At 74.2% G+C, this 23,112-nt stretch carries 15 protein-coding genes and 1 pseudogene; 6 read left to right on the top strand and 10 right to left on the bottom strand.

The window, feature by feature from the left end; all coding sequences use genetic code 11:
• Positions 1 to 5 precede the first annotated feature (5 nt).
• Both ACFYV5_RS12540 and ACFYV5_RS12535 read left to right on the top strand, forming a co-directional pair.
• Positions 6 to 1,184, top strand: a complete 1,179-nt coding sequence (locus ACFYV5_RS12540) for an exonuclease SbcCD subunit D (protein WP_389167589.1) — start codon at positions 6 to 8, stop codon at positions 1,182 to 1,184.
• On the top strand, positions 1,181 to 4,816 hold the full coding sequence (locus ACFYV5_RS12535; RefSeq protein ID WP_389167586.1) for an AAA family ATPase: 3,636 nt from the start codon (positions 1,181 to 1,183) through the stop codon (positions 4,814 to 4,816). The genes ACFYV5_RS12540 and ACFYV5_RS12535 overlap by 4 nt, the downstream gene beginning before the upstream one ends.
• Here the strand turns inward: ACFYV5_RS12535 and ACFYV5_RS12530 are convergent.
• The 3 genes from ACFYV5_RS12530 to ACFYV5_RS12520 all read right to left on the bottom strand — a co-directional run bounded on the left by ACFYV5_RS12530 (position 4,806) and on the right by ACFYV5_RS12520 (position 7,621).
• Positions 4,806 to 5,252: an Lrp/AsnC family transcriptional regulator gene (locus tag ACFYV5_RS12530; protein WP_389167584.1), complete on the bottom strand. Its 447-nt coding sequence runs from the start codon at positions 5,250 to 5,252 to the stop codon at positions 4,806 to 4,808. The two genes, ACFYV5_RS12535 and ACFYV5_RS12530, sit on opposite strands and share 11 nt — an antisense overlap.
• 118 nt (positions 5,253 to 5,370) lie before the next feature.
• Positions 5,371 to 7,074, bottom strand: coding sequence for a DUF885 domain-containing protein (locus ACFYV5_RS12525; RefSeq protein ID WP_389167581.1), 1,704 nt, complete (start codon positions 7,072 to 7,074; stop codon positions 5,371 to 5,373).
• Positions 7,075 to 7,123: 49 nt separating this feature from the next.
• Positions 7,124 to 7,621, bottom strand: a complete 498-nt coding sequence (locus ACFYV5_RS12520; RefSeq protein WP_355110247.1) for an Lrp/AsnC family transcriptional regulator — start codon at positions 7,619 to 7,621, stop codon at positions 7,124 to 7,126.
• Between the two features lie 66 nt (positions 7,622 to 7,687).
• Between ACFYV5_RS12520 and ACFYV5_RS12515 the strand changes: the two genes are divergently transcribed.
• Positions 7,688 to 8,887 carry a trans-sulfuration enzyme family protein gene (locus ACFYV5_RS12515; RefSeq protein ID WP_389167870.1) on the top strand — a complete coding sequence of 400 codons (1,200 nt, stop codon included), beginning with the start codon at positions 7,688 to 7,690 and terminating at the stop codon, positions 8,885 to 8,887.
• On the opposite strand, the gene ACFYV5_RS12510 is transcribed toward ACFYV5_RS12515, so the two are convergent.
• From ACFYV5_RS12510 to ACFYV5_RS12490, 5 genes are all read right to left on the bottom strand, one after another.
• The gene (locus tag ACFYV5_RS12510; protein WP_389167578.1) at positions 8,814 to 10,244 is read right to left on the bottom strand and encodes a GNAT family N-acetyltransferase; all 1,431 of its coding nucleotides are present in this window, start codon (positions 10,242 to 10,244) and stop codon (positions 8,814 to 8,816) included. The two genes, ACFYV5_RS12515 and ACFYV5_RS12510, sit on opposite strands and share 74 nt — an antisense overlap.
• Positions 10,245 to 10,320: 76 nt before the next feature.
• Complete coding sequence (locus ACFYV5_RS12505; RefSeq protein ID WP_389167575.1) at positions 10,321 to 13,035, bottom strand: DUF6493 family protein; 2,715 nt, start codon at positions 13,033 to 13,035, stop codon at positions 10,321 to 10,323.
• The gene (locus tag ACFYV5_RS12500) at positions 13,032 to 14,417 is read right to left on the bottom strand and encodes an SWIM zinc finger family protein (RefSeq protein ID WP_389167572.1); all 1,386 of its coding nucleotides are present in this window, start codon (positions 14,415 to 14,417) and stop codon (positions 13,032 to 13,034) included. The genes ACFYV5_RS12505 and ACFYV5_RS12500 overlap by 4 nt, the downstream gene beginning before the upstream one ends.
• 46 nt (positions 14,418 to 14,463) lie before the next feature.
• Entirely contained in the window at positions 14,464 to 16,053 is a 1,590-nt protein-coding gene (locus ACFYV5_RS12495) for an alkaline phosphatase D family protein (RefSeq protein WP_389167569.1), read from the bottom strand.
• Between the two features lie 252 nt (positions 16,054 to 16,305).
• The gene (locus tag ACFYV5_RS12490; RefSeq protein WP_389167566.1) at positions 16,306 to 17,754 is read right to left on the bottom strand and encodes a PLP-dependent aminotransferase family protein; all 1,449 of its coding nucleotides are present in this window, start codon (positions 17,752 to 17,754) and stop codon (positions 16,306 to 16,308) included.
• 47 nt (positions 17,755 to 17,801) lie between these two features.
• Between ACFYV5_RS12490 and ACFYV5_RS12485 the strand changes: the two are divergent.
• Positions 17,802 to 18,638, top strand: a pseudogene (locus ACFYV5_RS12485) (EamA family transporter); the annotation flags it as partial.
• 51 nt (positions 18,639 to 18,689) lie between these two features.
• Here the strand turns inward: ACFYV5_RS12485 and ACFYV5_RS12480 are convergent.
• Positions 18,690 to 19,520 carry an alpha/beta fold hydrolase gene (locus tag ACFYV5_RS12480; protein ID WP_355110262.1) on the bottom strand — a complete coding sequence of 277 codons (831 nt, stop codon included), beginning with the start codon at positions 19,518 to 19,520 and terminating at the stop codon, positions 18,690 to 18,692.
• A 114-nt stretch (positions 19,521 to 19,634) separates the two neighbouring features.
• On the opposite strand from ACFYV5_RS12480, the gene ACFYV5_RS12475 reads away from it, so the two are divergent.
• Positions 19,635 to 20,519, top strand: coding sequence for an RNA polymerase sigma-70 factor (locus ACFYV5_RS12475; RefSeq protein ID WP_355110263.1), 885 nt, complete (start codon positions 19,635 to 19,637; stop codon positions 20,517 to 20,519).
• Positions 20,520 to 20,766: 247 nt separating this feature from the next.
• Complete coding sequence (locus tag ACFYV5_RS12470) at positions 20,767 to 21,507, top strand: GntR family transcriptional regulator (protein WP_389167561.1); 741 nt, start codon at positions 20,767 to 20,769, stop codon at positions 21,505 to 21,507.
• A gap of 68 nt (positions 21,508 to 21,575) precedes the next feature.
• Here the strand turns inward: ACFYV5_RS12470 and ACFYV5_RS12465 are convergent, their stop codons facing one another.
• Positions 21,576 to 23,105, bottom strand: a complete 1,530-nt coding sequence (locus tag ACFYV5_RS12465; RefSeq protein ID WP_389167558.1) for a hypothetical protein — start codon at positions 23,103 to 23,105, stop codon at positions 21,576 to 21,578.
• Positions 23,106 to 23,112 lie beyond the last annotated feature (7 nt).

Below are 23,112 nucleotides of genomic sequence, written 5' to 3'. Positions count from 1 at the left end.
CGATCATGAGATTCCTGCACACGTCGGACTGGCACCTGGGACGGTCGTTCCACCGGGTGAGCCTGCTCGACGCCCAGTCCGCGTTCCTCGACCACCTGGTGGCGACGGTGCGCGAGCGCGACGTGGACGCGGTCCTGGTCGCCGGGGATGTCTACGACCGGGCCGTGCCGCCGCTCCCCGCCGTCGAGCTCTTCGACACCGCGCTGCACCGGCTCGCCGAGGCCGGGGTGCCCACCGTCATGATCTCCGGAAACCACGACTCGGGGCGCCGCCTCGGCGTCGGCGCCGGTCTCATCGAGCGCGCCGGAATCCACCTCCGTACGGACCCGGCCGGGGTCGGCACGCCCGTCGTGCTCACGGACGCCCACGGAGACGTGGCCCTGTACGGCCTTCCCTACCTCGAACCGGCCCTGGTGCGCGAGCAGTTCGGCGCCGCCAGGGCCGGGCACGAGGCGGTGCTCGGCGCCGCCATGGACCGGGTCCGGGCCGACCTCGCCGCGCGCCCCGGCTCCACCCGCTCCGTGGTCCTCGCCCACGCGTTCGTCGCGGGCGGCGAACCGAGCGACAGTGAACGGGACATCACCGTCGGCGGTGTCGCCGCCGTGCCCGCCGGAGTCTTCGACGGGGTCGACTACGTGGCGCTCGGCCACCTGCACGGCAGCCAGGCCGTCACCCCGCGCGTGCGCTACTCCGGCTCCCCGCTCGCCTACTCCTTCTCGGAAGTCCACCACCGCAAGAGCATGTGGCTGATCGATCTCGGACCCGACGGCGGGATCGAGGCCGCCGAGCGGGTCGACTGCCCGGTGCCCCGGGCCCTCGCCCGGATCAGGGGCCGCCTGGACGACCTGCTGGCCGACCCCGCCCTCGTACGGCACGAGCAGTCCTGGGTCGAGGCGACCCTCACGGACCCCGTGCGGCCCGCCGAGCCCATGACCCGGCTCACCGAACGCTTCCCGCACACCCTGAACCTGGTCTTCGAGCCCGAGCGCACCGAGAGCGACCCGTTCGCCTCGTACGCGCAGCGGCTGCGCGACCGCAGCGACCACCAGATCGCGGAGGACTTCGTGGCCCACGTGCGCGGCGGCGCCGGACCGGACGGCGCCGAACGGACCGTGCTGTACGGCGCGTTCGACGACGTTCGGGTGGACGCGGCGGAGAAGGAGCGCGAGGTGGGTGCCCGGTGAGACTGCACCGCCTCGCCGTCACCGCGTTCGGGCCCTTCGGCGCCACCCAGGAGATCGACTTCGACGCCCTGTCCTCCGCCGGGCTCTTCCTGCTCCACGGGCCGACCGGCGCCGGCAAGACCTCCGTCCTCGACGCCGTCTGCTACGCCCTCTACGGCGCCGTGCCCGGCGCCCGGCAGTCCCCGGGAGCCTCCCTCCGCAGCGACCACGCACCGGCCGGCACGTCCACCGAGGTCACGCTCGAACTGACCGTGGGGGAGCGGCGGTTGGAGATCACGCGGCGGCCGGCCCAGCCCCGGCCCAAGAAGCGGGGCGGCGGCTTCACCACCGAGAAGGCGCAGAGCTGGCTGCGCGAGTACGACGCGGGCTCGGGGGAGTGGGCCGGGCTCAGCCGCTCCCACCAGGAGATCGGCGAGGAGATCACCCAGCTCCTCGGCATGAGCCGGGAGCAGTTCTGCCAGGTCGTCCTCCTTCCACAGGGCGACTTCGCGCGCTTCCTGCGGGCCGACGCCGAAGCGCGCGGCAAGCTGCTCGGGCGGCTCTTCGACACCCGCCGGTTCGCGGCCGTCGAAGAGCGCCTCGCCGATCTGCGGCGCGCCGCCGAGCAGCAGGTACGGGACGGGGACGAGCGGCTCCTCGCGCTCTCCCACCGGATCGCGCAGGTCACGGGCGGCGCCGTGGTCGAGGAGCGGCCCGGCGAGCCCGGGCTCGCCGAGGCCGTCCAGACGCGGGCCGCCGTCGCCCGCTCCGAGGCGCGGGAAGCCCTTGACATCGCCGACTCCGCCGTCTCGGCGGCCGAGGCGCGCCAGGCGGCCGCCCGGCACGCGCTCGACGCGGAGCGAGACCTGTCGACCCGTCAGGCGCGGTACGCCGACGCGCGGCGACGGCAGGAGGAGCTGGAGGGGCGGCGGCCGGAGCGGGACGCCTGGGAAGCCGAGCTGGACCGCGCCCGCAAGGCCGACCGCGTGGCGCCCGCCCTGGCGCTGCGGGCCGACGCGGAGCGCGAGCACGCGGCGGCGAGCGCGGCCCGACAGCAGAGCCGTGGCAGGCTGCCCGCCGACCTGGCCGACGCGGGCGCCGAGCAGCTGTCCGCCCTGGAGCACCGGCTCCGTGAGGAGCTGGGCGGTCTCGAGTCCGCGCGGCGGGCCGAGCGGCGCGGCGCGGTGATCGCACAGGAGCGCGCCGTCCTGGAGCGCCAGGCCCGCGCCGACGAGGAGATCCTCCAGGAGGCGGGCGGCTGGCTCACCGGGTGGGAGACGCGGCGAGCGGAACTGACGGCGCGCATCGAGTCGGCCCAGGAGGCCGCCGCCCGCGCCGAGCACCTCGCGGGCCGCCTCGAACCCGCCCGGCGCAGACTGTCCGCGGCCCGCCGCCGCGACGACCTCGCGGAGCGGACGAGCACCGCCGAGTCCCGGCTGACGACCGCCCGCGAGCGCCGCAACGCGGCCCATGAGGCATGGCTCGACGTCAAGTCCCGGCGCCTGCGGGGCATCGCCGCCGAACTGGCCGCCGCCCTGACCCCCGGCGCCCCCTGCCAGGTCTGCGGCTCCGCCGACCACCCGGCCCCCGCCCGCACGGGCGCCGACCACGTCGACCGCACCGCGGAGGACGCGGCCTACGCCGCCTTCACGGCCGCGGAGGAGGCACGCACGGCCGCGGAGCGCGAACTCGCGGCCACCACCGAAGCCTGGTCCGCGGCCCGGGCGGAGGTCCTGCCCCGGCTCGCCGACGGGACGGACGCGACGCCGGGCGCCCGCGTGCCTGGTCCCCGCGACGCCGCTACCGCACCGGCCACCCGGAGCGGAGCTCCGGCGGGCGAGGACGGGGAGTGGGCAGTCTCCGGCGCGGCCGGCGCCGTCGGCGGGTTGTCCGCCGCGAGAGGTGCCGCGTCCGCGCAGGCGCGCGCCCTCGCCGATCCGGTGGCCGGTGCCACAGCCCCCGCAGGCGGAGGGCCGGACAGCCGGGACGCGGCGCGGCGCGGCGCGCCCGCGGACGCGGTGGCCGACGACCGTACACCGGCCGACCACGGCCCGGGCGGGGCGTTGCACGCGCCGGGTGAGGGAGGCCTGGCGGGCGACGGGGCGCCGGCTGCCGCCGCCGGTGGGGCGTCGCCCGCGGCGGGTGAGGGAGTCCCGGCGGACGGTGGGGTGCCTGGCCCCGCCGCCGGTGGGGCGTTGCCCGCGGCGGGTGAGGGAGTCCCGGCGGACGGTGGGGCGTCGCCCGCGGCGGGTGAGGGAGTCCCGGCGGACGGTGGGGCGTCGCCCGCGGCGGGTGAGGGAGGCCTGGCGGGCGACGGGGCGCCGGCTGCCGCCGCCGGTGGGGTGTCAGCCCCCGAAGGGCCCGACGGCGCCGCCGAGCCCACCGTCGCCGAACTCGCCCGTGAGGTCGAGGAGCTGGCGCGGCAGCACGCCGAGGCGCACGCGCTCGCCGCGCAGACGCACAGCGCGCGCGAGGCGCTCGCGCGGGCCGAGCGGGAGTACGAGCGTAGGGTCGGCGCACAGCGGGACGCCGAGCGGCGGGTGGCCGGCCGGACCTCGCAGCGCGAGGCGCTCGACCGCGAACAGGCCGCCCTGGACGCCGAGTTGGTCAGGGGACGGGGCGAGTCCGGGAGTGTCGCCGAGCACGCCACGCGGCTGGAGCGGAAGATCGCCATCCTGGTCGACGCGGCCGAGACCGTCCGCGCCGTGGACCTCACCGCCCAGCGGCTCAAGGAGGCCGACGACCGGCTCGCCGACGCCGCGTTCCGGGCCGGCTTCGCCACCCCCGCCCAGGCCGCCGCCGCGCTCCTGGAGGACGGCGAGCGCCGTGCCCTCCAGCGCCGCCTCGACGCCTGGCAGGCCGAGGCCGCCGCCGTGGCCGACCGGCTCGCCGAGCCCGAGACGCGGGCCGCCGCCGACCGGCCGCCCGCCGACCCGGCGAGCGCCGAGGCCGCGCACACCGCGGCCGAGCGGGCCCTGCGGGACGCCACGTCCGCCCTCGCCGCCGTACGGGACCGGTGCGCGGAGCTGTCCCGGCTCTCCCGCCAGGCCGACACCGAGGTACGCCGCCTCGGGCCGCTCCGCGTCGAGTACGAACGCGTCGCCCGGCTCGCCGGACTCACCGCCGGCACCTCGGCGGAGAACGAACGGAAGATGCGTCTGGAGTCGTACGTCCTGGCCGCCCGGCTCGAACAGGTCGCGGCCGCGGCCACCGCCCGCCTCCAGCGCATGTCCTCCGGCCGCTACACCCTGGTCCACTCCGACGCCCGCTCCGGCGGCAGGCGCGCCGGCCTGGGCCTCCACGTGGTCGACGCCTGGACCGGCAACGAGCGCGACACCGCGACCCTCTCCGGCGGCGAGACCTTCTTCGCCTCCCTGGCGCTCGCGCTCGGTCTCGCCGACGTCGTCACGGACGAGGCCGGCGGCGTCCGGCTCGACACCCTCTTCATCGACGAGGGCTTCGGCAGCCTGGACGACCAGACCCTCGACGAGGTCCTCGATGTCCTCGACTCCCTGCGCGAACGGGACCGCAGCGTCGGCATCGTCAGCCACGTCGGCGATCTGCGCCGCCGCATCCCGGCCCAGCTGGAGGTGGTCAAGGAGCGGCACGGCTCGGCCGTGAGGCTCCGTACGGGAGGCATCCTCAGCGGCTGATGGCGCGCCGGGGGAGGGGCGAGGAGTACACGACGCTCGTCGTCACCGCGCCGAGTGTGGCGACCTTGCCGGAAATCTCCTCCAGATGCCTCATGGACCGGGCGGCGACCTTGATCACGAAGCAGTCGTCGCCGGTCACATGGTGCGCCTCCAGGACCTCCGGGGTGGCCTCGATCAGATCGTGGAACGGCTTGTAGTTGCCGTGCGGGTAGCGCAGCCGGACGAAGGCCAGGATCGGCAGCCCGAGCCGCTCCTGGTCCACCACCGCCGTGTATCCGGCGATCACCCCGGCCTCCTCCAGCCGGCGCACCCGCTCGGTCACGGCGGAGGCGGACATGGAGACGGTCCGGGCCAGCTCGGCGAAGCTGGCCCGGCCCTGGCTCTGCAGGGCCTGGAGGATGCGCCAGTCCGTGGCGTCCGGTGCGTACGCGGTCATGAACGAGATGGTGCGGGGGAATCCCCGGGCGATCAAGCCGTACCCGGGGAGTTCTCACCGTCCGGGACGGGAAGAGGGCCGGATTCCACCCCCGGCCCGCCGTCCCTCCCGGCCTCCGTCACAGGCGCGAGATCTCGTCCACGAGGTCGTCGAGTCCCAGCGGACCCTGCGACAGCGCCGCCATGTGCCACGCCTTCGCGTCGAACGCGTCGCCGTGCGCCGCCCGCGCGTTGGCGCGGCCGAGCAGCCAGGCACGCTCGCCCAGCTTGTAACCGATCGCCTGGCCCGGCATCGAGAGATAGCGGGTCATCTCGCTCGCGACGAAGGCGGGCGGGCGGCTGCTGTGCTGCTGGAAGAACTCCTCCGCCAGCTCCGGCGTCCACCGCTCGCCCGGGTGGAAGGGCGAGTCCGCGGGGATCTCCAGGCGCAGATGCATGCCGATGTCGACGATCACCCGGCAGGCGCGCATCATCTGGCCGTCCAGATAGCCGAGCCGCCGCTCGGCGTCCGGCAGGAAGCCGAGCTCGTCCATCAGCCGCTCCGCGTAGAGAGCCCAGCCCTCCGCGTTGGCGCTGACCCCGCCGATCGTGGCCTGGTAGCGGGAGAGCCGGTCGGCCACATGCACCCACTGGGCGATCTGCAGGTGATGGCCGGGGACACCCTCGTGGTACCAGGTCGACACCAGGTCGTAGACCGGGAAGCGGGTCTGTCCGTCGACCGGCAGCCAGGTACGCCCGGGCCGGGAGAAGTCCTCCGAGGGGCCGGTGTAGTAGGGCGCGGCGGCGCCGCCGGGCGGCGCGATGTGCGACTCCACCTTCCGTACCCGCTCGGCGAGTTCGAAGTGGGTGCCGTCGAGCGCCTCGATCGCCTCGTCCATCAGGTTCTGCAGCCAGACCCTGACCTCGTCGACGCCCTCGATGTGCGTGCCGTGGACGTCGAGGTGCGCGAGCGCCTCCCAGGGGCCGGACCCGGGCAGGATGCGCTCCGCCTCGGCGCGCATCTCACCGAGGAGACGGTGGTACTCGGACCAGCCGTACGCGTAGGCCTGGTCGAGGTCCAGATCCGTGCCGTTGAAGTAGCGCGACCACCGCTGGTAGCGCTCGCGGCCGACCGTGTCGGGCGCGCCCGCGACCGCCGGGGCGTAGACCTCCCGCATCCAGTCCCGCAGTGCGGTGACCGCCTCGGTCGCGCCACGGGCCGCCGCGGCGAGTTCCGTACGCAGCTCGGCACGCAGGGACTCCGCTCCCTGGGCGGCGAACTCGTCGAACCAGCCGCGGCCTTCGCCGTCCGAGCCCGACCACTCCGTCAGCTGGTCCACGAAGACCGCGGTCGGCCGGGGGCCGCCGAGGAGCTTGCGCTCCAGGCCGAGGGCGAGCGAGGCGCGGTAGCCCTCCAGGGCCGCCGGAACGGCGCGCAGCCGCCGCGCCACGGCCTCCCAGTCCTCCTCGGTCTCCGTCGGCATCACCGTGAACACCATCCGCACACTGTGCGCGGGGGACCGTATGTTGCTGACCGTACAGAGGCCCTCATCGGCCTCGTGGACGGCGAGTTCGGCCGTCAGCCGCTCACGGAGCAGGCGGCCGCAGCGCCGTTCGGCATCGGTGTCCGCGCCGGGCCGCCGCTCGGCCTCGTCGAGCAGGGCCAGGGTGCGGCGGGCGAGCTCGGCCACCGCATCCTGTCCGGCCGGCGAGAAGTCGGGAAGGAAGCCGGCGCTCTCTTTGACTCCCAGGTATGTACCGGTGATCGGGTCGAGTTCGATGAGTGCGTCGACGTAGGTGTCGGCGACCTGGCGGGGCAGCGCGCTGCTGGAAGTCTCTGGCATGAGGCTCATCCTCGTCCCTCCACCGTCCCCGCGTCATCCTCAATCGATCTCAGTCGGCTGACAAATGAGCGCCGGGAGAGGGCGGCAGAAGCGGGCCGCACTCCCACTGCTGGAAGATCAGCCGGGTCTCGACACGAGCCACCTCGCGGCGCGAGGTGAACTCGTCGAGCACGAGTCGTTGCAGGTCGGCGGGGTCGGCTACGGCCACGTGCACGAGGTAGTCGTCCGGGCCCGTCAGATGGAACAGCGCCCGGGACTCCGGAAGCGCGCGGATGCGGTCGACGAACGGACCGATCAGTTCGCGCCGGTGCGGTCGGACCTGGACGAGGAGGAGCGCTTCCAGCCCACGGCCGAGTTTGGCCGAATCCAGTCGTAGCCGGTGCCCCAGGATCACTCCCGTGCGGCGCAGCCGGGCCACCCGGTCCAGGCAGGTGGACGGCGCCACGCCGACCTCGGCGGCGAGTTCGCGGTAGGTGGTCCGGGCGTCGTTCTGCAGGAGGCGAAGTATGTGCAGATCGACCGGGTCCAGTACGACAGAATCGGCCATCTGCCGAACGTAGCACGGTGATACCCCGCTACTTTCCGGTATCCGTTCACAGTGCCCGTCATGTACATGGACAACGACGCCTCCACCCCCAGGGCTCTGGCCACCGAAGCCGTGCACGCCGGCCGCGAAGACCTCGCCGCTCTCGGTCTGCACGCCCCGCCGCTCGACCTGTCGACGACCTACCCCTCGTACGACACCCGGGCCGAGGCCGCCCGGATCGACGCGTTCGCCACCACGGGCGTCCAGCTCGACGGGCCGCCCGTCTACGCCCGGCTGGACAACCCCACCACCGCCCGCTTCGAGGCGGCGCTCGCCCGGCTGGAGGGCACCGACTCCGCCGTGGCCTTCGCCAGCGGCATGGCGGCGCTCACCGCCGTGCTGCTCGTACGGGCGAGCCTCGGGCTGCGCCACGTGGTGGCCGTCCGGCCGCTGTACGGCTGCAGCGACCACCTGCTGAACGCCGGCCTGCTCGGCACCGAGGTCACCTGGACCGATCCGGCGGGCATCGCCGAGGCGATCCGCCCGGACACCGGCCTGGTGATGGTGGAGAGCCCCGCCAACCCGACCCTCGCCGAGGTCGACATCCGCGCCGTGGCCCACGCCTGTGGCTCCGTGCCCCTCCTGGTGGACAACACGTTCGCCACGCCGGTGCTCCAGCGGCCCGTCGAGCAGGGGGCGCGCATCGTGCTGCACAGCGCGACCAAGTACCTGGGCGGGCACGGCGACGTCATGGGCGGCGTCGTCGCCTGTGACGAGGAGTTCGCCCGCGCGCTGCGCCAGGTACGGTTCGCGACCGGCGGCGTGCTGCATCCGCTGGCCGGCTACCTCCTGCTGCGGGGGCTGTCCACCCTGCCGGTACGGGTCAGGGCGGCGTCGGCGACGGCCGCGGAGCTGGTCCGGCGGCTCGCCACCGATCCGCGCGTCGCCCGGGTCCACTACCCGAGGGTGGGCGGCGCGATGGTCTCCTTCGAGGTGTTCGGGGACCCGCACGACGTGATCGCCGGTGTACGGCTGATCACGCCGGCGGTCAGTCTCGGCAGCGTCGACACCCTGATCCAGCATCCGGCCTCCATCAGCCACCGGATCGTGGCGGAGGGAGACCGGCGCTCGGCGGGCGTCAGCGACCGGCTGCTGCGGATGTCGGTCGGACTGGAGGACGTGGAGGACCTGTGGCGGGATCTGACCCAGGCGCTCAGCGCTCCGCCCGCTGGTACTCCTCGTACGGCAGACGGCTCCGCGTCGGAGCCGCCCCGAGTCGGGCGGTGATGACGAGGGTCCCCTCCTCGATCTGGTAGTCGAGGGGGAGGTTGAGCGCCCGCATCGCGGCGACCATGCCGGTGTTGGAGGACTGCGTCACCGCGTAGACGCTCTCGCATCCCGCCTCGACGGCCATGGCGACCAGCCGGCCCAGGAGTTCGGAGCCGATGCCCCGGCGCTGCCAGTCGTCCTCGACCAGCAGGGCGACCTCCGTCTCGTCGCCGTCCCACAGCAGATGGCCGAGGGCGACGAGACGGCCGGAGGTCGTCTGCACGGCGAGGGTGCGGCCGAAGCGGGGGCTGAGGAGATGGTTGAGATAGCGGTCGGCGTCACCCACCGGCCCGTGGTACCGCAGCCCCAGCGTGCGCTCGGAGCAGCGGTCGTGCATGGCGCGCGCCGCGGCCAGGTCGCTCTGGTCGACGCGGCGGACCGTGATCTCGTTGCCCTCGGGCAGGGTGAGGACGTCGTGGCTGCGCGGGACGCGCGGGCCGAGGCGGGCGTCGAGCTCGACGAGTGCACGGGCGCGGGCGAACTCGGTCGGGGTGAACGGCAGATAGGGCCGCTCGATCGTGATCGCCCCGCCGTTCGGGTCGCGCAGCCGCATCACCGTCTCCTCCAGGACGCCCTCGACCGGGGCCGTCTCGCCGGTCGGGCGACCGCTCAGGGAGACGGCGGGCAGGGAGTGGATGGTGCACCGGCCGAGCAACTGGCGCAGGGCGAGAGGGAGTTCGGCCGCGTCGAGGGCGGTGCGGGTGGCCAGGCCGAGCAGCCGGGTCGGGGTGTCCACCAGGTCGTGGGCGTCGGCCCGCTCGATCCAGGTGCTGCTGCCGCCGGCGGCCGCGATCTCGCGCGTGAGCTGGTTGGCCTGGAGGGCGGCCGGGGCGCGCAGCAGGAACTCGTCGACGGTGCCCTCGGCGAGCGGGTGGGTCTGCAGGGTCAGGATGTCGACCCCGTGGCGCGCCAGCGCCGTGCACAGCGAGGCGAGGCTGCCAGGGGTGTCGCGGACCGTGGTCCGCATCCGCCAGAGGGACGTCTCGGCGGGCTCGTCCGTCTGGGCGCGATCGGTCTGGGTATGGTCGGTCTCGGTGCGGGTGGCCGTCGGCAGCGGAGCGTGCCCGCTGCCGCCGGGATCACCGGTCGGCGGCGCATGGCTGTGGCGCCGTTCCCACCATGTGTGGAACCCGGCGGTGGCGATCAGGGCGATCGCCGAGAACACCAGCATGTACGGACCTTCGGCACCGCGGACGACGGTCTTGGCGATCGTGTCGGCCACCACCACGGCCGTGAACAGCGCGGCGAGCTCGATGAGGTCCCGCCGCCAGTGGTGGGGGCGGCGGGCACTCTTCGCAGAAGTCACATCAGTCATGGCTTCACTGTGACGCAGCGGTGTTGCGTGATCACGAACGCTTTGTGACTGACGGGTTAAGCGCCGATCTGGGTCCTTAGTGACGGTTTTCGGCCGGTTGTGTCGTGGCCTGATCGGGTGAGGCGGACAGGTTCCGGAGCGCCTTCCGCAGCCGCCGGGCCTGGACCACGAGCTGCGAGGAGCCGCCGCGTTCGGCGACCGCGTCGAGGGCCGGTATCTCGGCCGTCGCTCCGCACCGCTCCACGCAGTCGGCGGCCACGGCCAGCAGTTCACCGAGCCCGCGCACCGGCTCCTCCGCCACCAGCAGATCCGGCAGCGCACCCGCCAGCACGGCCCATGTGGTGGCGTACGCGCCGGTGGCGGCGGCCGTACGGGACGCGTCCGCGAGCCGGTTGGGCTTGACCGTGCCCTCGCCGACGAGCCCGGCCAGGGTCCCGCCCAGCCGGGGCGCGTCGAGATCGCCCCGCGCCGCCAGGACGAGGAGCGCGTCCACGGCGGTCAGCCGGTCCTCCGCGTGCCGGCAGCCGAGGCCGATCGCGACCGCGAGGTGGGTGGCCGGACCGACCGGCCCGTCGGACTCGGCGAGCGCCGTCAGCCCCCAGGTCACGCCGCGCTGGTCCCACTCGACCGCGACGGCCAGGCCGCGCAGCAGCCAGGTCGCCAAGGTCTCGCGGTCGTCCGGGAGAACGCCCGGCCAGTGCTGCTCTTCTCGGATCCAGTGAGTGCAGCGGTGGTTGACCTCGGCCCCGGCGCCGCCCAGCCACTGCAACACCGGCGGGAACTCCTCCCGTACGGCCCTCCTCTCACGGATCTTCAGGACGAGGCGGTCCATCAGCCGCCACTTTCCCTCCCTCTTGGTCCTGTCCTCCGTGTCGCCACGGGGCAGGAGCCGCACAGCGGGCGCCAGGGACGCGTCGGCCGTCAGCCAGTCCGCGAGCCGCTCACCCGCCCGCGTGCCGAGCTCCGCCGCCGCCACTGCCGCGTCCTGGGCCGACGGGTCGGCCTTGCGGACCCGCAGCAGAGCCTGGGCGAGATCCACCGGGGCCGGCTCGATCCCCGCGTCCCGGTAGGCCCGCAGCCGCTCCACCAGCACCGACGGCTCGATCGCCCCGGTGTGCCAGGTGGGGGCGGCGAGCAGGAACGGGAGCCGCTCCGAACCGATCAAGGAGGCGGCCTCCCACAGCCGGGCGTCGACCACCCTGTCCATGCCCAGGTGAGCACAGGAGTCGACCCTTCGACCGTGCACCAACGCATGGTGGATCCGCTCGTGTCGCACCCTCCCCATCAGGGCGGCGAGGACGACGTCCACCCCGTACGTGCCGTGATGGAAGGGGTCCCGGTTCCGCCCGTCCGGGTCCTTCTCCATCCAGAAGGCGTCGGCGAACGCGGCCTCCACCGCCCCGATCAGCTCCTCGCGCCGGCGATGAGCGTGACGGACGAGGCCGTCCAGCGCCCGCTCGAACTCCTCGGGCGCGTCCGTACGGCCCTTGGACACCGCCACCAGATCCTCGATCAGCTCCGCGACGGTCTCCGCGGGACCCGCCACGCGCCGCGGCTCAGGCACCGGGGGCAGGATCTCCTCGTACGGAAGGTCGTCGTCCGGGCCCGCCGCCGCGCCGAACAGCTCCTCGGCCGCCCGCCGGTGCGCCGGGCTCAACGCCGTCGCGGCGCCCGCCAGTTCCTCGCGCACCCGCTCGTCCACCTCCGCCAGGTGCCGTCCGACCAGCTTCAGCGCCCGCTCCTGGATGCCGGTGTCCGCATGCCCGAACGCGTCCGCGACCAGAGGCAGCAGCTCGGACGCCGCCCCGGGCACCCGCCGCAGCTCCTTGGCGAGCAGCGACAGTTGGGCCCGTACCAGCTTCTTCTCCGTACGGAACAGCACCGGCCCGGTCATCTCGGCCAGATCCTGGACGGAGAGCCACCCCTCGGCGGCGAGCCCCGCGAGAACCTCCTGCGCGTAGGCCGCGACGGGCGACGGCGCGTCGGCCGCCATCCCGATCCATTCGGCCGTCCGGCCACGCCGCTCCTCCACATCGGTACCGAGGAGCTGGAGCAGGGTGAGTGGGAAACGGAGGTCACGGGCCCGGCCGCCGCGCAGCAGCCGGGCGACGCAGCCGTCGACCAGCGTCGCGCGGTCGAGGACGCCTTCGTCGGCCAGCGCCTTGAGTGCGGTGGGCCAGTGGGTGGGGGACCCCGGTCCCCCCGACCACGTCAGCCGGTCGGGGGTCTCGATCATGTCGAAGATCCGCGGCACCAGGATGGGGGTCTGCGGATCGTCCCGCAGACGCTCCAGAAGCGTCCCGTCGGTCATTTCGGCCGTCCAGCCGAGGATGTAGCCGTCCGTCGTCGGCACGGCACAGCCGGACCGGGCGACCAGCTCATGGACGAGCCGGTACTCGTCCTGTGCCACGGCCGGCCGTTCGGCGAGCCGCTGCGCCACGTCGCCCAGCCACGCGGGCTCGCGGTCGGAGAGCACGTCCAGCAGGAGGTCTGTGGTCGACCGGTCCCAGTCGAACAGATCGCGGCCACCGATCCAGGCCGCGGCGGCCGCCGCGCCGGTGTGACACCCCGCCCCGGCGACGCGCAGCGCGCGCTGGACCTTCGTCTGCTCGTGCCAGCGTTCCCAGTCCCAGCCGCGGACCTCGGTCCGCAACGCCTTGACCTCCGGGAGGGCCGCCTTCCGCCCGGCGGACCCCAGCTCCTTCAGCAGCCCGGGCACGTCTTCGGCCCGTCCCTCGCGGACCGCCACCAGCAGGCTCCGCACCGTCTTCTCCTCGTTCCCGCCGCTCATCGCACGCCTCCGACCGCCGCCATGGCCTCGGACACCGCACCGCGGCGGGCCATCCGGACCGCGAGCGCGTGTTTGCACGGCCCGCGCCGTCCCCGGTAGTCCGCCCACCACTGGCAGGTGCAGCTCAGGACGCCACCGGACTCCCGTACCTGATAGCGCCGCTCACCGGAGACGACCGCCGCCGGTTCGCCGTCGAGCAGGACCGCCCCCTCCGCGACCAGGGCGCGGGCGGCCACCAGACGGGGGTTGTGCCGCTCGGCGCGGTCCGCGTCGTACGGCAGCTCCCGGTGGAAGTACGCGGCGTCGGCCACGTCGTAGCCCACTCGGCCGGCCGTGCCGAGGCGGGTCAGCGCGGCCCGCACCCGGTCCACCGAAAGCCCTGCCTGCGCCGCGAGGTCGGCGAGGTCGATGCGCGGTTCCCAGGCGAGCAGGACCGAGACGAGCTCGGCGTCCTGGGCCGCCTCCTCCGTGGCCAGCGCCTCCAGAACACCGCCCTCGCCGGAGAAGCCCCGCGAGGCGTCGGGCGACAGGGTGAGCGTGAGGCGCATGCCCGGCAGCGTCACCTCCCAGGCGGCGGCGGTGGCGACCCCGTCCGGCACGGGCCCGTAGACCCGCAGCGCGGTCGCGTGCCGCAGCACCCGCTCCAGCGCCACCAGCCGCTCCGGCCCCGGCAGACAGACGGCGCCCGCCACCGGCCGGGTGGTGGGCCGCAGGGTGCGGCCGGTCTGGACGACCCACAGGGGACCGGATCCGCGGCCCTGCGAGCGCGGCAGCGAGCGAAGGAAACGCACCGCATCGGGACCCGAGAGCTCCGCGCGCAGATCGAATCCGGCGGAGGCCACCTGGGCCTCGGCGAAGCCGCGCAGCCAGCGGTCGGGCAGCGGAACCTTCTTCTCGACGACCGCGCCCTCCAGGGTGGTCACCGCCAACTCGTCCGGCCCGACCCGCAGATGCAGCGGATCGCTTCCCGTCATCCGGGACAGCGCCTCGCGCAGCGGGTTGTTGACGTCGACATTGGTGGTGCCGTGTCCCGTCTCCGCCCCGTCGAGACCTTCGCTCAGCACGTCGAGGCGTGCGTACACCCCGCCGCAGCCCGAGAACGACTCGAACCGCAGCCGGTCGCCGTTCCCCGTGACGACCGGGTCCAGCGACCCCGGCCGTATCCGCTGGTAGTAGCGGGCGGCCGCCACGTCGGCCACCGCGAGCAGTCCGCGGGCGGCGATCTGCGGGGACGTCAGAAAACCCGAGAAGAACCGGGGATGCGCCTCGGCCCCGGCGGGTGTGAGCCCACCGGAGGTCTCCAGGCCGAGCAACCGTCCGGCCCCGGAGGACTCCAGGGCGGACGGGCGTGAATAGGCGAGCGCCTGTACGGATCGCGTCATGGAAACGACGCTAGAGCCCGCCACTGACAATCACCGCCGAGCGGTCTCACTGACCGACGCGCCCCGGCTGGAGCACCTTGCTGAACAGGACCCTTCCGCCCTCCGCGCGGAGCCGGACGGTCAGTTCGCCGCTGCCGCCGTCGATGTCCACCTCCCCGAAGTACTGCGGGCTCTCCATCGGCGAGACGTTCGCCCGCTCCGGCGCCCGTACGAACACCCTCTCCGGGCCGAAGGTGGCGTCCAGCTTGTTGGCCGGGAAGCCGCCCGCGGCCAGCGGACCGGAGACGAACTCCCAGAACGGCGCGAAGTCCTGCAACGCGGCGCGCTCGGGGGCGTAGTGCTGGGCGGAGGTGTAGTGGACGTCGGCGGTCAGCCACAGCGTGCCGGTGATCCGTCGGTGCTTGATGAACCGCAGCAGCTCCGCGATCTGCAGCTCCCGGCCGAGCGGGGCGCCCGGGTCGCCCTGGGCGATCGCCTCGATGTTCGCCGAGCCGTCGGGCACGACGAGACCCAGGGGCATGTCCGCGGCGAGCACCTTCCACACCGCTCGCGAGCGGCTCAGCTCCCACTTGAGCCAGGCCAGTTGCTCCGCGCCGAGGATGCCCGTGGTGTCGTCCGCCTGCCGGCCGGGGGAGTTGGCGTTGCGGTACGAACGCATGTCGAGCACGAACATGTCGAGCAGCGGCCCGTACCGCACCACCCGGTGCATCCGGCCCTCCGCGGCGCCCTCGCGCGCGTGCAGGGTGGACACCGGGAAGTACTCGGCGAACGCCCGCGAGGCGCGGGCCGCCAGCACGTCCACGTCCTTCTCCGTGTAGCGGGCGTCGTCCAGGATCTGGCCCGGGTACCAGTTGTTGCGGACCTCGTGGTCGTCCCACTGCACGATCGAAGGCACCTGCGCGTTGAAGGCGCGCACGTTGTGGTCCAGGAGGTTGTAGCGGAAGTTGCCCCGGTACTCGTCCAGGGTCTCGGCGACCTTCGCCTTCTCCGGCGTGGTGACGTTCCGCCAGACCCGCCCGTCGGGCAGCGTCACGCTCGGCTGGAGGGGGCCGTCCGCGTAGATCGTGTCGCCGCTGCAGAGGAAGAAGTCCGGGTTCAGCCGGCGCATCTCCTCGTACGCCCGGAAACCGCCGATGTCCGGGTTGATGCCCCAGCCCTGCCCGGCGATGTCACCCGACCAGAGGAAGCGCACCCCGTCGCGCCGCCGCGCCGGAGCCGTACGGAAGGTGCCGACGACCGGTTCGCCCGTGCGGCGCGGGTCGTCCGGGTCCGCGAGCGTGACCCGGTAGTGGATCTGCTCGCCCGCGGGCAGCCCGCGCAGTGCCGTCGTACCGGTGAAGTCGGTGCCCGCGCCGAGCAGCGGACCGAGGTGACGGTGGGCGCGGCGGAACGATTCGCTCGCCGAGGTCTCCACGATCATCCGGGCCGGCCGGTCCGAGCGGACCCAGACCAGACCCGAGGAGGCGGTCACGTCACCCGTCTGCACACCCCACACGGCCCGCGGCCGCCCCGAGAGCGCCAGCGCCGGGGCTACGGCGGCGGCGCCGCCGAGGGTGAGCGCCGCCGACGCGGCGAGCGAGCCGCGCAGCACGCTGCGGCGGGCGGGGGACGGGCGACCGGGGACGGAGCGGGACATCGAGGCGCCTCCAAGAGCTGAGCGGTCCGGTGTGTCGCCCCCATGCCTAACGGCCGGGGGCGGCGCGCACACGAACCCCGCGTGAACAGAGCGGAGTCCACCCCGTTCGGCCCAAGGGCTCCCGGCCCACTCCTCCGGCTCCGGGTGCCCCTCCGGCCCTACGGCTCCGGGTCCACGGCTCCCGGGCCCTCGTCCGGCCCAAGGGCTCCCGACCCACCCCTACGGCCCAAGGCCCTCGCCCCGCCGGCCCCCTCAGCCAGCCGCGTTCCCTCCGCACGCCTCCGCGGCCAGGCGGACGCCCCGCGCGATCTCGGACGGCGTCAGGTGGGCATAGCCGATGACCAGCCGTACGACGCCGTCCGATGGGCGCTGCGTGCCGTACTCCTCCAGGGGGCGCACGGCCACACCGGCGGACGCCGCCCGCTCCACGAACCGCGCGCCCGGACCGTAACGCTCCGGCACGCGCGCGATGATGTGCAGCCCGGCGGCGATCCCGCTCACCTCGGTGCCCGGGAAATGCCTCCCCAGGGCCGCCACCAGCGCGTCCCGCCGTTCCCGGTACGCGCGCTGGCAGCGGCGCAGCTGCCGGTCGTAGCCACCGCGTGTCACGAACTCCGCGAGCAGCGCCTGGTCCAGCGCCGGATTCCCGAGGTCCATCGTCCGTTTGCGCTCCACGACCTCCTCCACCAGCTCCTCCGGCACCAGCAGCCAGCCGAGCCGCAGCCCGGGAGCCAGGGACTTGCTCACGGAGCCGGTGTACGCGACCCGCTCCGGATCGAGCCCCTGCAGCGCCCCGACCGGCGCCCGGTCGTAGCGGAAGTCCCCGTCGTAGTCGTCCTCCAGGACATAACCGTCCACCGCACGGGCCCAGTCGAGGAGCGCGGCGCGACGAGCCGCCGAGTACGCGAGTCCGGTGGGGAACTGGTGGGAGGGCGTCGTCACGACCGCCCGTACCCCCGACGCGGCGAGCGGACCCGGCAGCAGCCCCTCCTCGTCCATCGGCAGCCACTCCGTCCGCATGCCGGTCGCGGCGAAGAGCCGGTCGTGCTCCGGGCTCCCCGGGTCCTCGATCCCGACGGTCCGCATCCCGCGCCCCCGCAGGACGAAGCCGAGCAGCGTCGACGCCTGGGCCACCCCAGAACACACCACGAGACGTTCGGGATCCGCCACCACCCCGCGCCGGCGCGCGAGCATCCCGGCGAGCGCGGTCCGGAGCTCCGGCAGCCCCCGGGGGTCCGGGTAGCCGAGCGCCCGGTGGGGCAGCGCGGACAGCACCGACCGCTGGGCCGCCGCCCAGGCCGTGCGCGGGAAGAGCGCGAGATCGGGCGTCCCGGGGTGGAAGTCCACCTGGGCGCCCGGCGCACGCGGCGCGAGATCCCGCGCGGCCTGCGACGCGGCCGCCCGCACCGCCTCGCCCACCCAGGTGCCCGATCCGCGGTCGCTGCGCAGATAGCCCTCGGCCGTGAGCTGCTCGTACGCCTCCGTCACCAGACCGCGCGAGACGCCGAGATCGGCCGCCAGTTCACGGCTGGACGGCAGGCGTGTCCCCGCCGTCAGCCGGCCGGTGCGCACGGCATCCCGCAGCGCCTCCTGCAGTGCCCGGCCGCGCCGCCGCGCCGGTGCCGCCGCCGCGGGGAGCAGCAGCTCCCAGGCCGGCTGCCCGCCCCGCGGCGCGGCGGAAGTGGTCCCCGAAGACGTCATGGAAGTGGACCTTAAACCGGACCGCCCCGCTTTCTAGCGTCGGGACCATGAACGCGAACTCCCTGCGGGGCACGCTCCTCGTGACCGTCGCCTACGCCCTCGTGGGCGCCTCCTTCACCGCCAACAGCCTTCTCGGCGACTACCCGTACGCGGGCGGTCAGGCCCTCCGCTACGGCGCCGCCTGTCTCCTCCTGCTCCCGCTCCTCGGCCCCGGCGGACTCGCCCCGCTCCGCGCGCTCGGCGCCCGCCAGTGGGTGCGGCTCGCCGTGCTCGCCGGCGTCGGCATGGTCGGTTTCAACCTCGCGGTCCTCGCCGCGGAACGCACCGCGGAGCCCGCCGTCCCCGGTGTCCTCGTCGGCTGCGCCCCCGTCGTGGTGGCGGTGCTCGTCCCGCTGATCGACGGGCGCAGGCCCACCAGGCCGGTTCTCTACGGCGCCCTGCTCGTCGCTGCCGGTGCCTTCACCGTCCAGGGCTGGGGCCGTACCGATCTGGCCGGCCTCGCCTACTCCGTGGGCGCCCTGGCGGGCGAGGTCGGCTTCACCGTCCTCGCCGTGCCCGTCCTTCGGCCGCTCGGGCCGAAGCTGCTCACGGCCGTCGTCTGCGGTGTCGCCGCCGTCGAGTCGGCCCTGCTCGGACTGGTCGTGGACGGTGGCGCGTTCCTGCGGGTCCCGACGGCCGTGGAGACCGGCGCCCTGATCTGGCAGGCCGCCCTGGCCACGGTCGTCGGCTTCGTCCTGTTCTACACGGGGGTGCAGCGGATCGGCATGGAGCGCGCCACTCTGTTCACCGGCGCGATCCCGGTCGCCGCGGCGCTGACCGCGGCGCTCGTCTCCACCGGCGGTTTCGGCCTCCCGCAGGCCGCCGGCAGCGTCCTCGTGGGCGCGGGAGCGGCCCTCGGGACGGGCCTGTTCACGCGGGGACCGCGTGCGGACCGGTCAGCGGCTGCCGTCGAGGATCACCCGCGCGACGAGCGCCGGGTCGTCGCTCATGGGCACATGGCCGCAGCCGGGCAGCCGCACGAGCCGGGCTCCGGGCAGGGTGTTCTTGGCCCGGACGCCCTGGCGGCGCAGCAGCAGCCGGTCGCGGGTGCCCCACGCGATGGTGACCGGCACCGCGGGGACGTCGTCGCCGAACAGCACGGTGCGGCCGGCCTCCAGCGTGTCCCGGAAGCCGGTGGCCCCGCGCAGCGCGAGCGTCTCGGCAACCACGGCCTCGGGTGAACGGCGCCCGGGACGTGCGTAGATGGTGCTCGTCAGCGCCGTACGCCCGGCGGCGCTGCGGGACAGCCGCTCGATCAGCGGCACGGGCATCGAGAGTGCGGCGGCCCGCATCGCGCGCAGGGTGCCGAAGGCGTACCGGCGTTCGCTCTCCGACCAGAAACCGGCCGGGGAGAGCGCGGTGACCGAGCGCACCAGCTTCTCGCGGCCGAGTTCGAGGGAGAGGAGCCCGCCGAGGGAGTTGCCCGCCACATGCGGCCGTTCGATCCCGAGGGCCGCGCAGAAGGCGCCGAGCACCGGCACGACCGTCGACAGGTCGTAGGCGCAGCCCTCCGGCAGCGCCGGCGAGGTGCCGAAGCCGGGCAGGTCGACGGCCACGACATCGCGTTCCGCGGCGAGGATGCCGAGGACGGGCTCCCAGGCCTGCCAGTGGTGACCGATGCCGTGCAGCAGGAGCAACGGCTCGCCCCGGCCCCGGCGTTCGTAGGTCAGGGACATGGGGCGCGGACCGCGCGGGGATTCGATGGTGAACGATATCTGCTCGGACATACGCCTGCTCCCTGACTTAGACATCCTGTCAGCAAGAATTACCGCTCAGTAGGCAGGAGTTCAAGGGCCCGGACGGAACTGGACAGAGCCCGGGCGGTCGGCTGGGATGGGGGCGTGGAGACCGACACCCTGACCGACGTCTTCGAAGAACACCGGCCGATGCTCATCGGCGTCGCCTACCGCATGCTCGGCCGCGTCGCCGACGCCGAGGACGTGGTCCAAGAGGCGTGGCTGCGCTGGACGTCCGCGGACCGCGACGACGTCCGGGAGCCGCGCGCCTTCCTCGTACGGATCACCACCCGCCTCGCGCTCGACCGGCTCCGCCAGGTCCAGGCGCGCCGCGAGTCGTACGTCGGGCCCTGGCTGCCCGAGCCCGTCGTCACGGACTTCGGCCCGGCCGTCCCCGACACCGCCGAGCGGGCCATGCTCGCCGATTCCGTCTCGCTCGCCGTGCTCGTCGTCCTCGAGTCCCTCTCGCCGCTGGAACGCGCGGTCTTCGTCCTCCGCGAGGCGTTCGGCTTCTCCTTCGCGGAGATCGCCGCCGCACTCGACCGCTCCGAGGCCGCCGTCCGCCAGCTCGCCGCCCGCGCCCGCCGCCATGTCGACGAGGGCAGGCCCCGTTACGACGTCGACCCGGCCGAGCGGCGGGACCTCACCGAGCGCTTCCTCGCCGCCGCGGCCGGTGGGGACCTCGAACAACTCCTGGCCCTGCTCGCCCCGGACGTCCGCCTCGTCGGCGACAGCGGCGGCAAGTCCAAGGCGCCGCTGCGTGTCATCGAGAGCGCGGACAAGGTCGGCCGCTTCCTCTTCGCCGTGTCCCAGGACGCGGGGACCGCCTACGAGTTCCGCTTCCTGGAGCTCAACGGAGGGCCCGCGCTGCTCGCCCTCGTCGACGGCAAGCCCGACGCGGTCTTCCAGATCGAGACGCGGGACGGGCGCGTCCAGTGCGTCTACATCGTTCGCAACCCGGACAAACTCCACGCCGTCGCCGTCGGCTGACCCGCCGCTCCTCCTGATCCGCCCCGTCTCCGCTCCGGAGGCGGGGCGCTGTGCTGCGCGGGCCTCACGGCGGCGCGAACGTCCTGTGAACGATCAACGCCGGAGGGCCCCGTTCACGGGCATCCGGGTCAGGATTGGTCTTGACCAAGGGGGTGAGCCGTCTTATGGTCGCAGAGTTAGTGCAGGAACCTTTAATAAACAAGGGCGCGGAAAACCGCCGAGGACACGGCGAATGCGGAGGATCAGGGTGGGGACCACGCAGCTGGAATCGGTGCCGGAGCCGAAGTACTGGCACCTCAAGACCGTGATCGGTGAGGCGCTCGACTCCGACTTCGCGGTCGGCGAGATCCTCCCCAACGAGCGCGAGCTCGCCGCGCGCTTCGGCGTCGCCCGGGCCACGCTCCGCCAGGCCCTGGAGCAGCTGGAGCTGGAAGGCCGTCTGCAGCGGCGCCGCGGTGTCGGCACGACCGTCGCCCCGCCCCGCGTCGGTGTGGACGTCTCCACGACGCAGCACAACTGGCCCGGCGTGGCCGAGGAGACCTGGCAGTCCGTGGACTCCGCCTCCGCCGCGGCCCCCGCCGCCGTCGCGCGGCTCCTGGACATCGAGCCCGACGAGCAGGTGCACGTCGTACGCCGCCTGAGGGTCACCCACGGCCAGCCGGTCGCGGCCGAGCTCCTGTACGTACCCTCCGGATCGGTCCCCGAGCTGACCGCGATCGACGCCCCGTCCGGCCCCGCCCGCGCCCGCCGCGTGCTGCGCGAACTCCAGCGGCTCGTCCTGGACGGTCAGGACCGCGCCGTCGAGCTCGGCTCCGCGCGCGCCGACGACGCCAAGGAACTGGACCGCCTCCCGGGCGCCCCCGTCCTCGTCGTCACCACCCGCTACCTCTCCGAAGGGCGGACGGCGGCGGTCTCGGTGGCCACGTACCGCGCCGACACCTGCCGCCTGACCTTCGGCGACTCGGGCGACCTCGTGATGGCCTCCTGACCTCCTGGGCCTCTGACGCCGTACGACCTCCTGAGCCGCTGACGCCCTGACGGCCTCCTGACGAGGTCTCAGCCCGTCGGACGCGGCAGGACGGCGGGTGACAGGTAGGCGCGGAAACCGGTCCGGTGACCCAGGTCGGGGAGCGGGTGGACGCGCCACTCGCGGGCGTACGCGGGAGGGCGCCCCTCGCCGGCGACGAGGACCGCGACGGGCTGTCGCTGGGCCGTGGCCGCCAGCGCGCCCGGCGTGATGCTTCCGTCATGACCGCCCGGCTGGCGGGAGGCGCAGCCGGTACGGAACGCGATCCGGATCGCCTCCTCGCCGCTGATCACGCACGGCGGGCGCACGCCCTGGGCGTGCAGTCCGGCCGCGATCCGGGTGAGCGTCACGCTGTCGCGCCGTACACGGTTCGCCACCCCTTCGACCAGCAGATATTGGATCGCCACATGGGCGACGACGGCCACCGCGACGAGACCGATCGCGGTGCGCCGCCACCGGAGCGGGGCGAGGCATGCCCGGAGCAGGCCCTGTGCGACGGGCAGGGCCAGCAGCGCGTAGGCCGGAAGCAGGAAACGGGGCGCCGCGTAACCGACGGTGAACAGGTACGGCGCCGCCAGCACCACCCCCACCGCCGTGGCGAGGAGGATCGGTGCGCGGTTCCCGGCCCGAACGGCGGACAGCACGCCGCCCGCCACGAGCAGCGGCAGCGCGAAGAACCACAGGGCGGAGGCAGGGTAGCGCCAGGGCACGTCACAGGGCCGGCACAGCGACCGGCCGCCCAGGGCCCGCACGTGGTCGTCGACGGAGAAGTACCAGCCGAGGTGACCCTGGATCTCGCTGGCCCGCCGCAGCCGCGCGGCCAGGCCGCCGTACTGGACGTACGCCTCGATCACCCACTCGGCGCATCCGACGGTCACGCCCGCGCCGGCCACGAGGACCAGCAGGCCCCGGCGACGCGTACCCGGCATGACCAGGGCCGCCACCACGAGGGCCAGGGCCAGCCACACCGCGTCGGTCGGACGCATCAGCGCGACGAACGCCACCCCGGCGCCCATGACGAGAAGCGCGCGGCCGTCGCCGGGGTCCCGGGCGGTCCGCAGGAAACACCCGACCGCGGCCAGCGCCCCGTAGGCGACCCACAGGTTCGGCATCGCCTGCGAGGCGTAGAACATCGACACCCACAGGCTGGCGAACAGCGCCCCGGCGATCGCGAGCACGGGAGCGGGCAGCAGCCGTCGCCACACCCACAGCGCCAGGAACAGGCCACAGCCCGCCAGCACGGCCATGTACACGCGGAGCGCCGACGTGGAGGTGGTCAGCGCCGCGACCGGAGCGACGAGGTAGGTGATGCCGCGGGCCCGGGGGGCGCTGAAGAAGGCCGCCGGTGCCTGGGGGCTCACCTGACTGACGTACACGGTCTCGTCCCAGCCGAGTCCGAGACCGGGCGCGACCAGCGCGAGGTGGAGGAGAGCGAAGGCGGCACCGACACCCGCCAGCAGAGGCAGCGGACGCGCGGCCGCCCCGTGCGGAGCGCCGCGCTCGGGCACCGCGCGCTGCGGCCGCTCCGGGGGGCCGGAGACGAATCGTGTTTCCTGCATGGCCTGG

Source organism: Streptomyces sp. NPDC003035 (assembly GCF_042888285.1).
GTDB lineage: Bacteria > Actinomycetota > Actinomycetes > Streptomycetales > Streptomycetaceae > Streptomyces.
The sequence above is the reverse complement of the archived record's forward strand: the minus strand, read 5'-3'. Positions and strand labels throughout refer to the sequence as shown.

What these genes read in the sequence shown, in the direction of transcription:
- ACFYV5_RS12530 (WP_389167584.1), bottom strand. Translation starts at nt 5,252, where the DNA reads ATGACCGCGTACGCACCGGACGCCACGGACTGGCGCATCCTCCAGGCC.
- ACFYV5_RS12500 (WP_389167572.1), bottom strand. Translation starts at nt 14,417, where the DNA reads ATGACGCGATCCGTACAGGCGCTCGCCTATTCACGCCCGTCCGCCCTG.
- ACFYV5_RS12505 (WP_389167575.1), bottom strand. Translation starts at nt 13,035, where the DNA reads ATGAGCGGCGGGAACGAGGAGAAGACGGTGCGGAGCCTGCTGGTGGCG.
- ACFYV5_RS12480 (WP_355110262.1), bottom strand. Translation starts at nt 19,520, where the DNA reads ATGTCCGAGCAGATATCGTTCACCATCGAATCCCCGCGCGGTCCGCGC.
- ACFYV5_RS12540 (WP_389167589.1), top strand. Translation starts at nt 6, where the DNA reads ATGAGATTCCTGCACACGTCGGACTGGCACCTGGGACGGTCGTTCCAC.
- ACFYV5_RS12465 (WP_389167558.1), bottom strand. Translation starts at nt 23,105, where the DNA reads ATGCAGGAAACACGATTCGTCTCCGGCCCCCCGGAGCGGCCGCAGCGC.
- ACFYV5_RS12525 (WP_389167581.1), bottom strand. Translation starts at nt 7,074, where the DNA reads ATGCCAGAGACTTCCAGCAGCGCGCTGCCCCGCCAGGTCGCCGACACC.
- ACFYV5_RS12520 (WP_355110247.1), bottom strand. Translation starts at nt 7,621, where the DNA reads ATGGCCGATTCTGTCGTACTGGACCCGGTCGATCTGCACATACTTCGC.
- ACFYV5_RS12495 (WP_389167569.1), bottom strand. Translation starts at nt 16,053, where the DNA reads ATGTCCCGCTCCGTCCCCGGTCGCCCGTCCCCCGCCCGCCGCAGCGTG.
- ACFYV5_RS12515 (WP_389167870.1), top strand. Translation starts at nt 7,688, where the DNA reads ATGGACAACGACGCCTCCACCCCCAGGGCTCTGGCCACCGAAGCCGTG.
- ACFYV5_RS12490 (WP_389167566.1), bottom strand. Translation starts at nt 17,754, where the DNA reads ATGACGTCTTCGGGGACCACTTCCGCCGCGCCGCGGGGCGGGCAGCCG.
- ACFYV5_RS12510 (WP_389167578.1), bottom strand. Translation starts at nt 10,244, where the DNA reads ATGACTGATGTGACTTCTGCGAAGAGTGCCCGCCGCCCCCACCACTGG.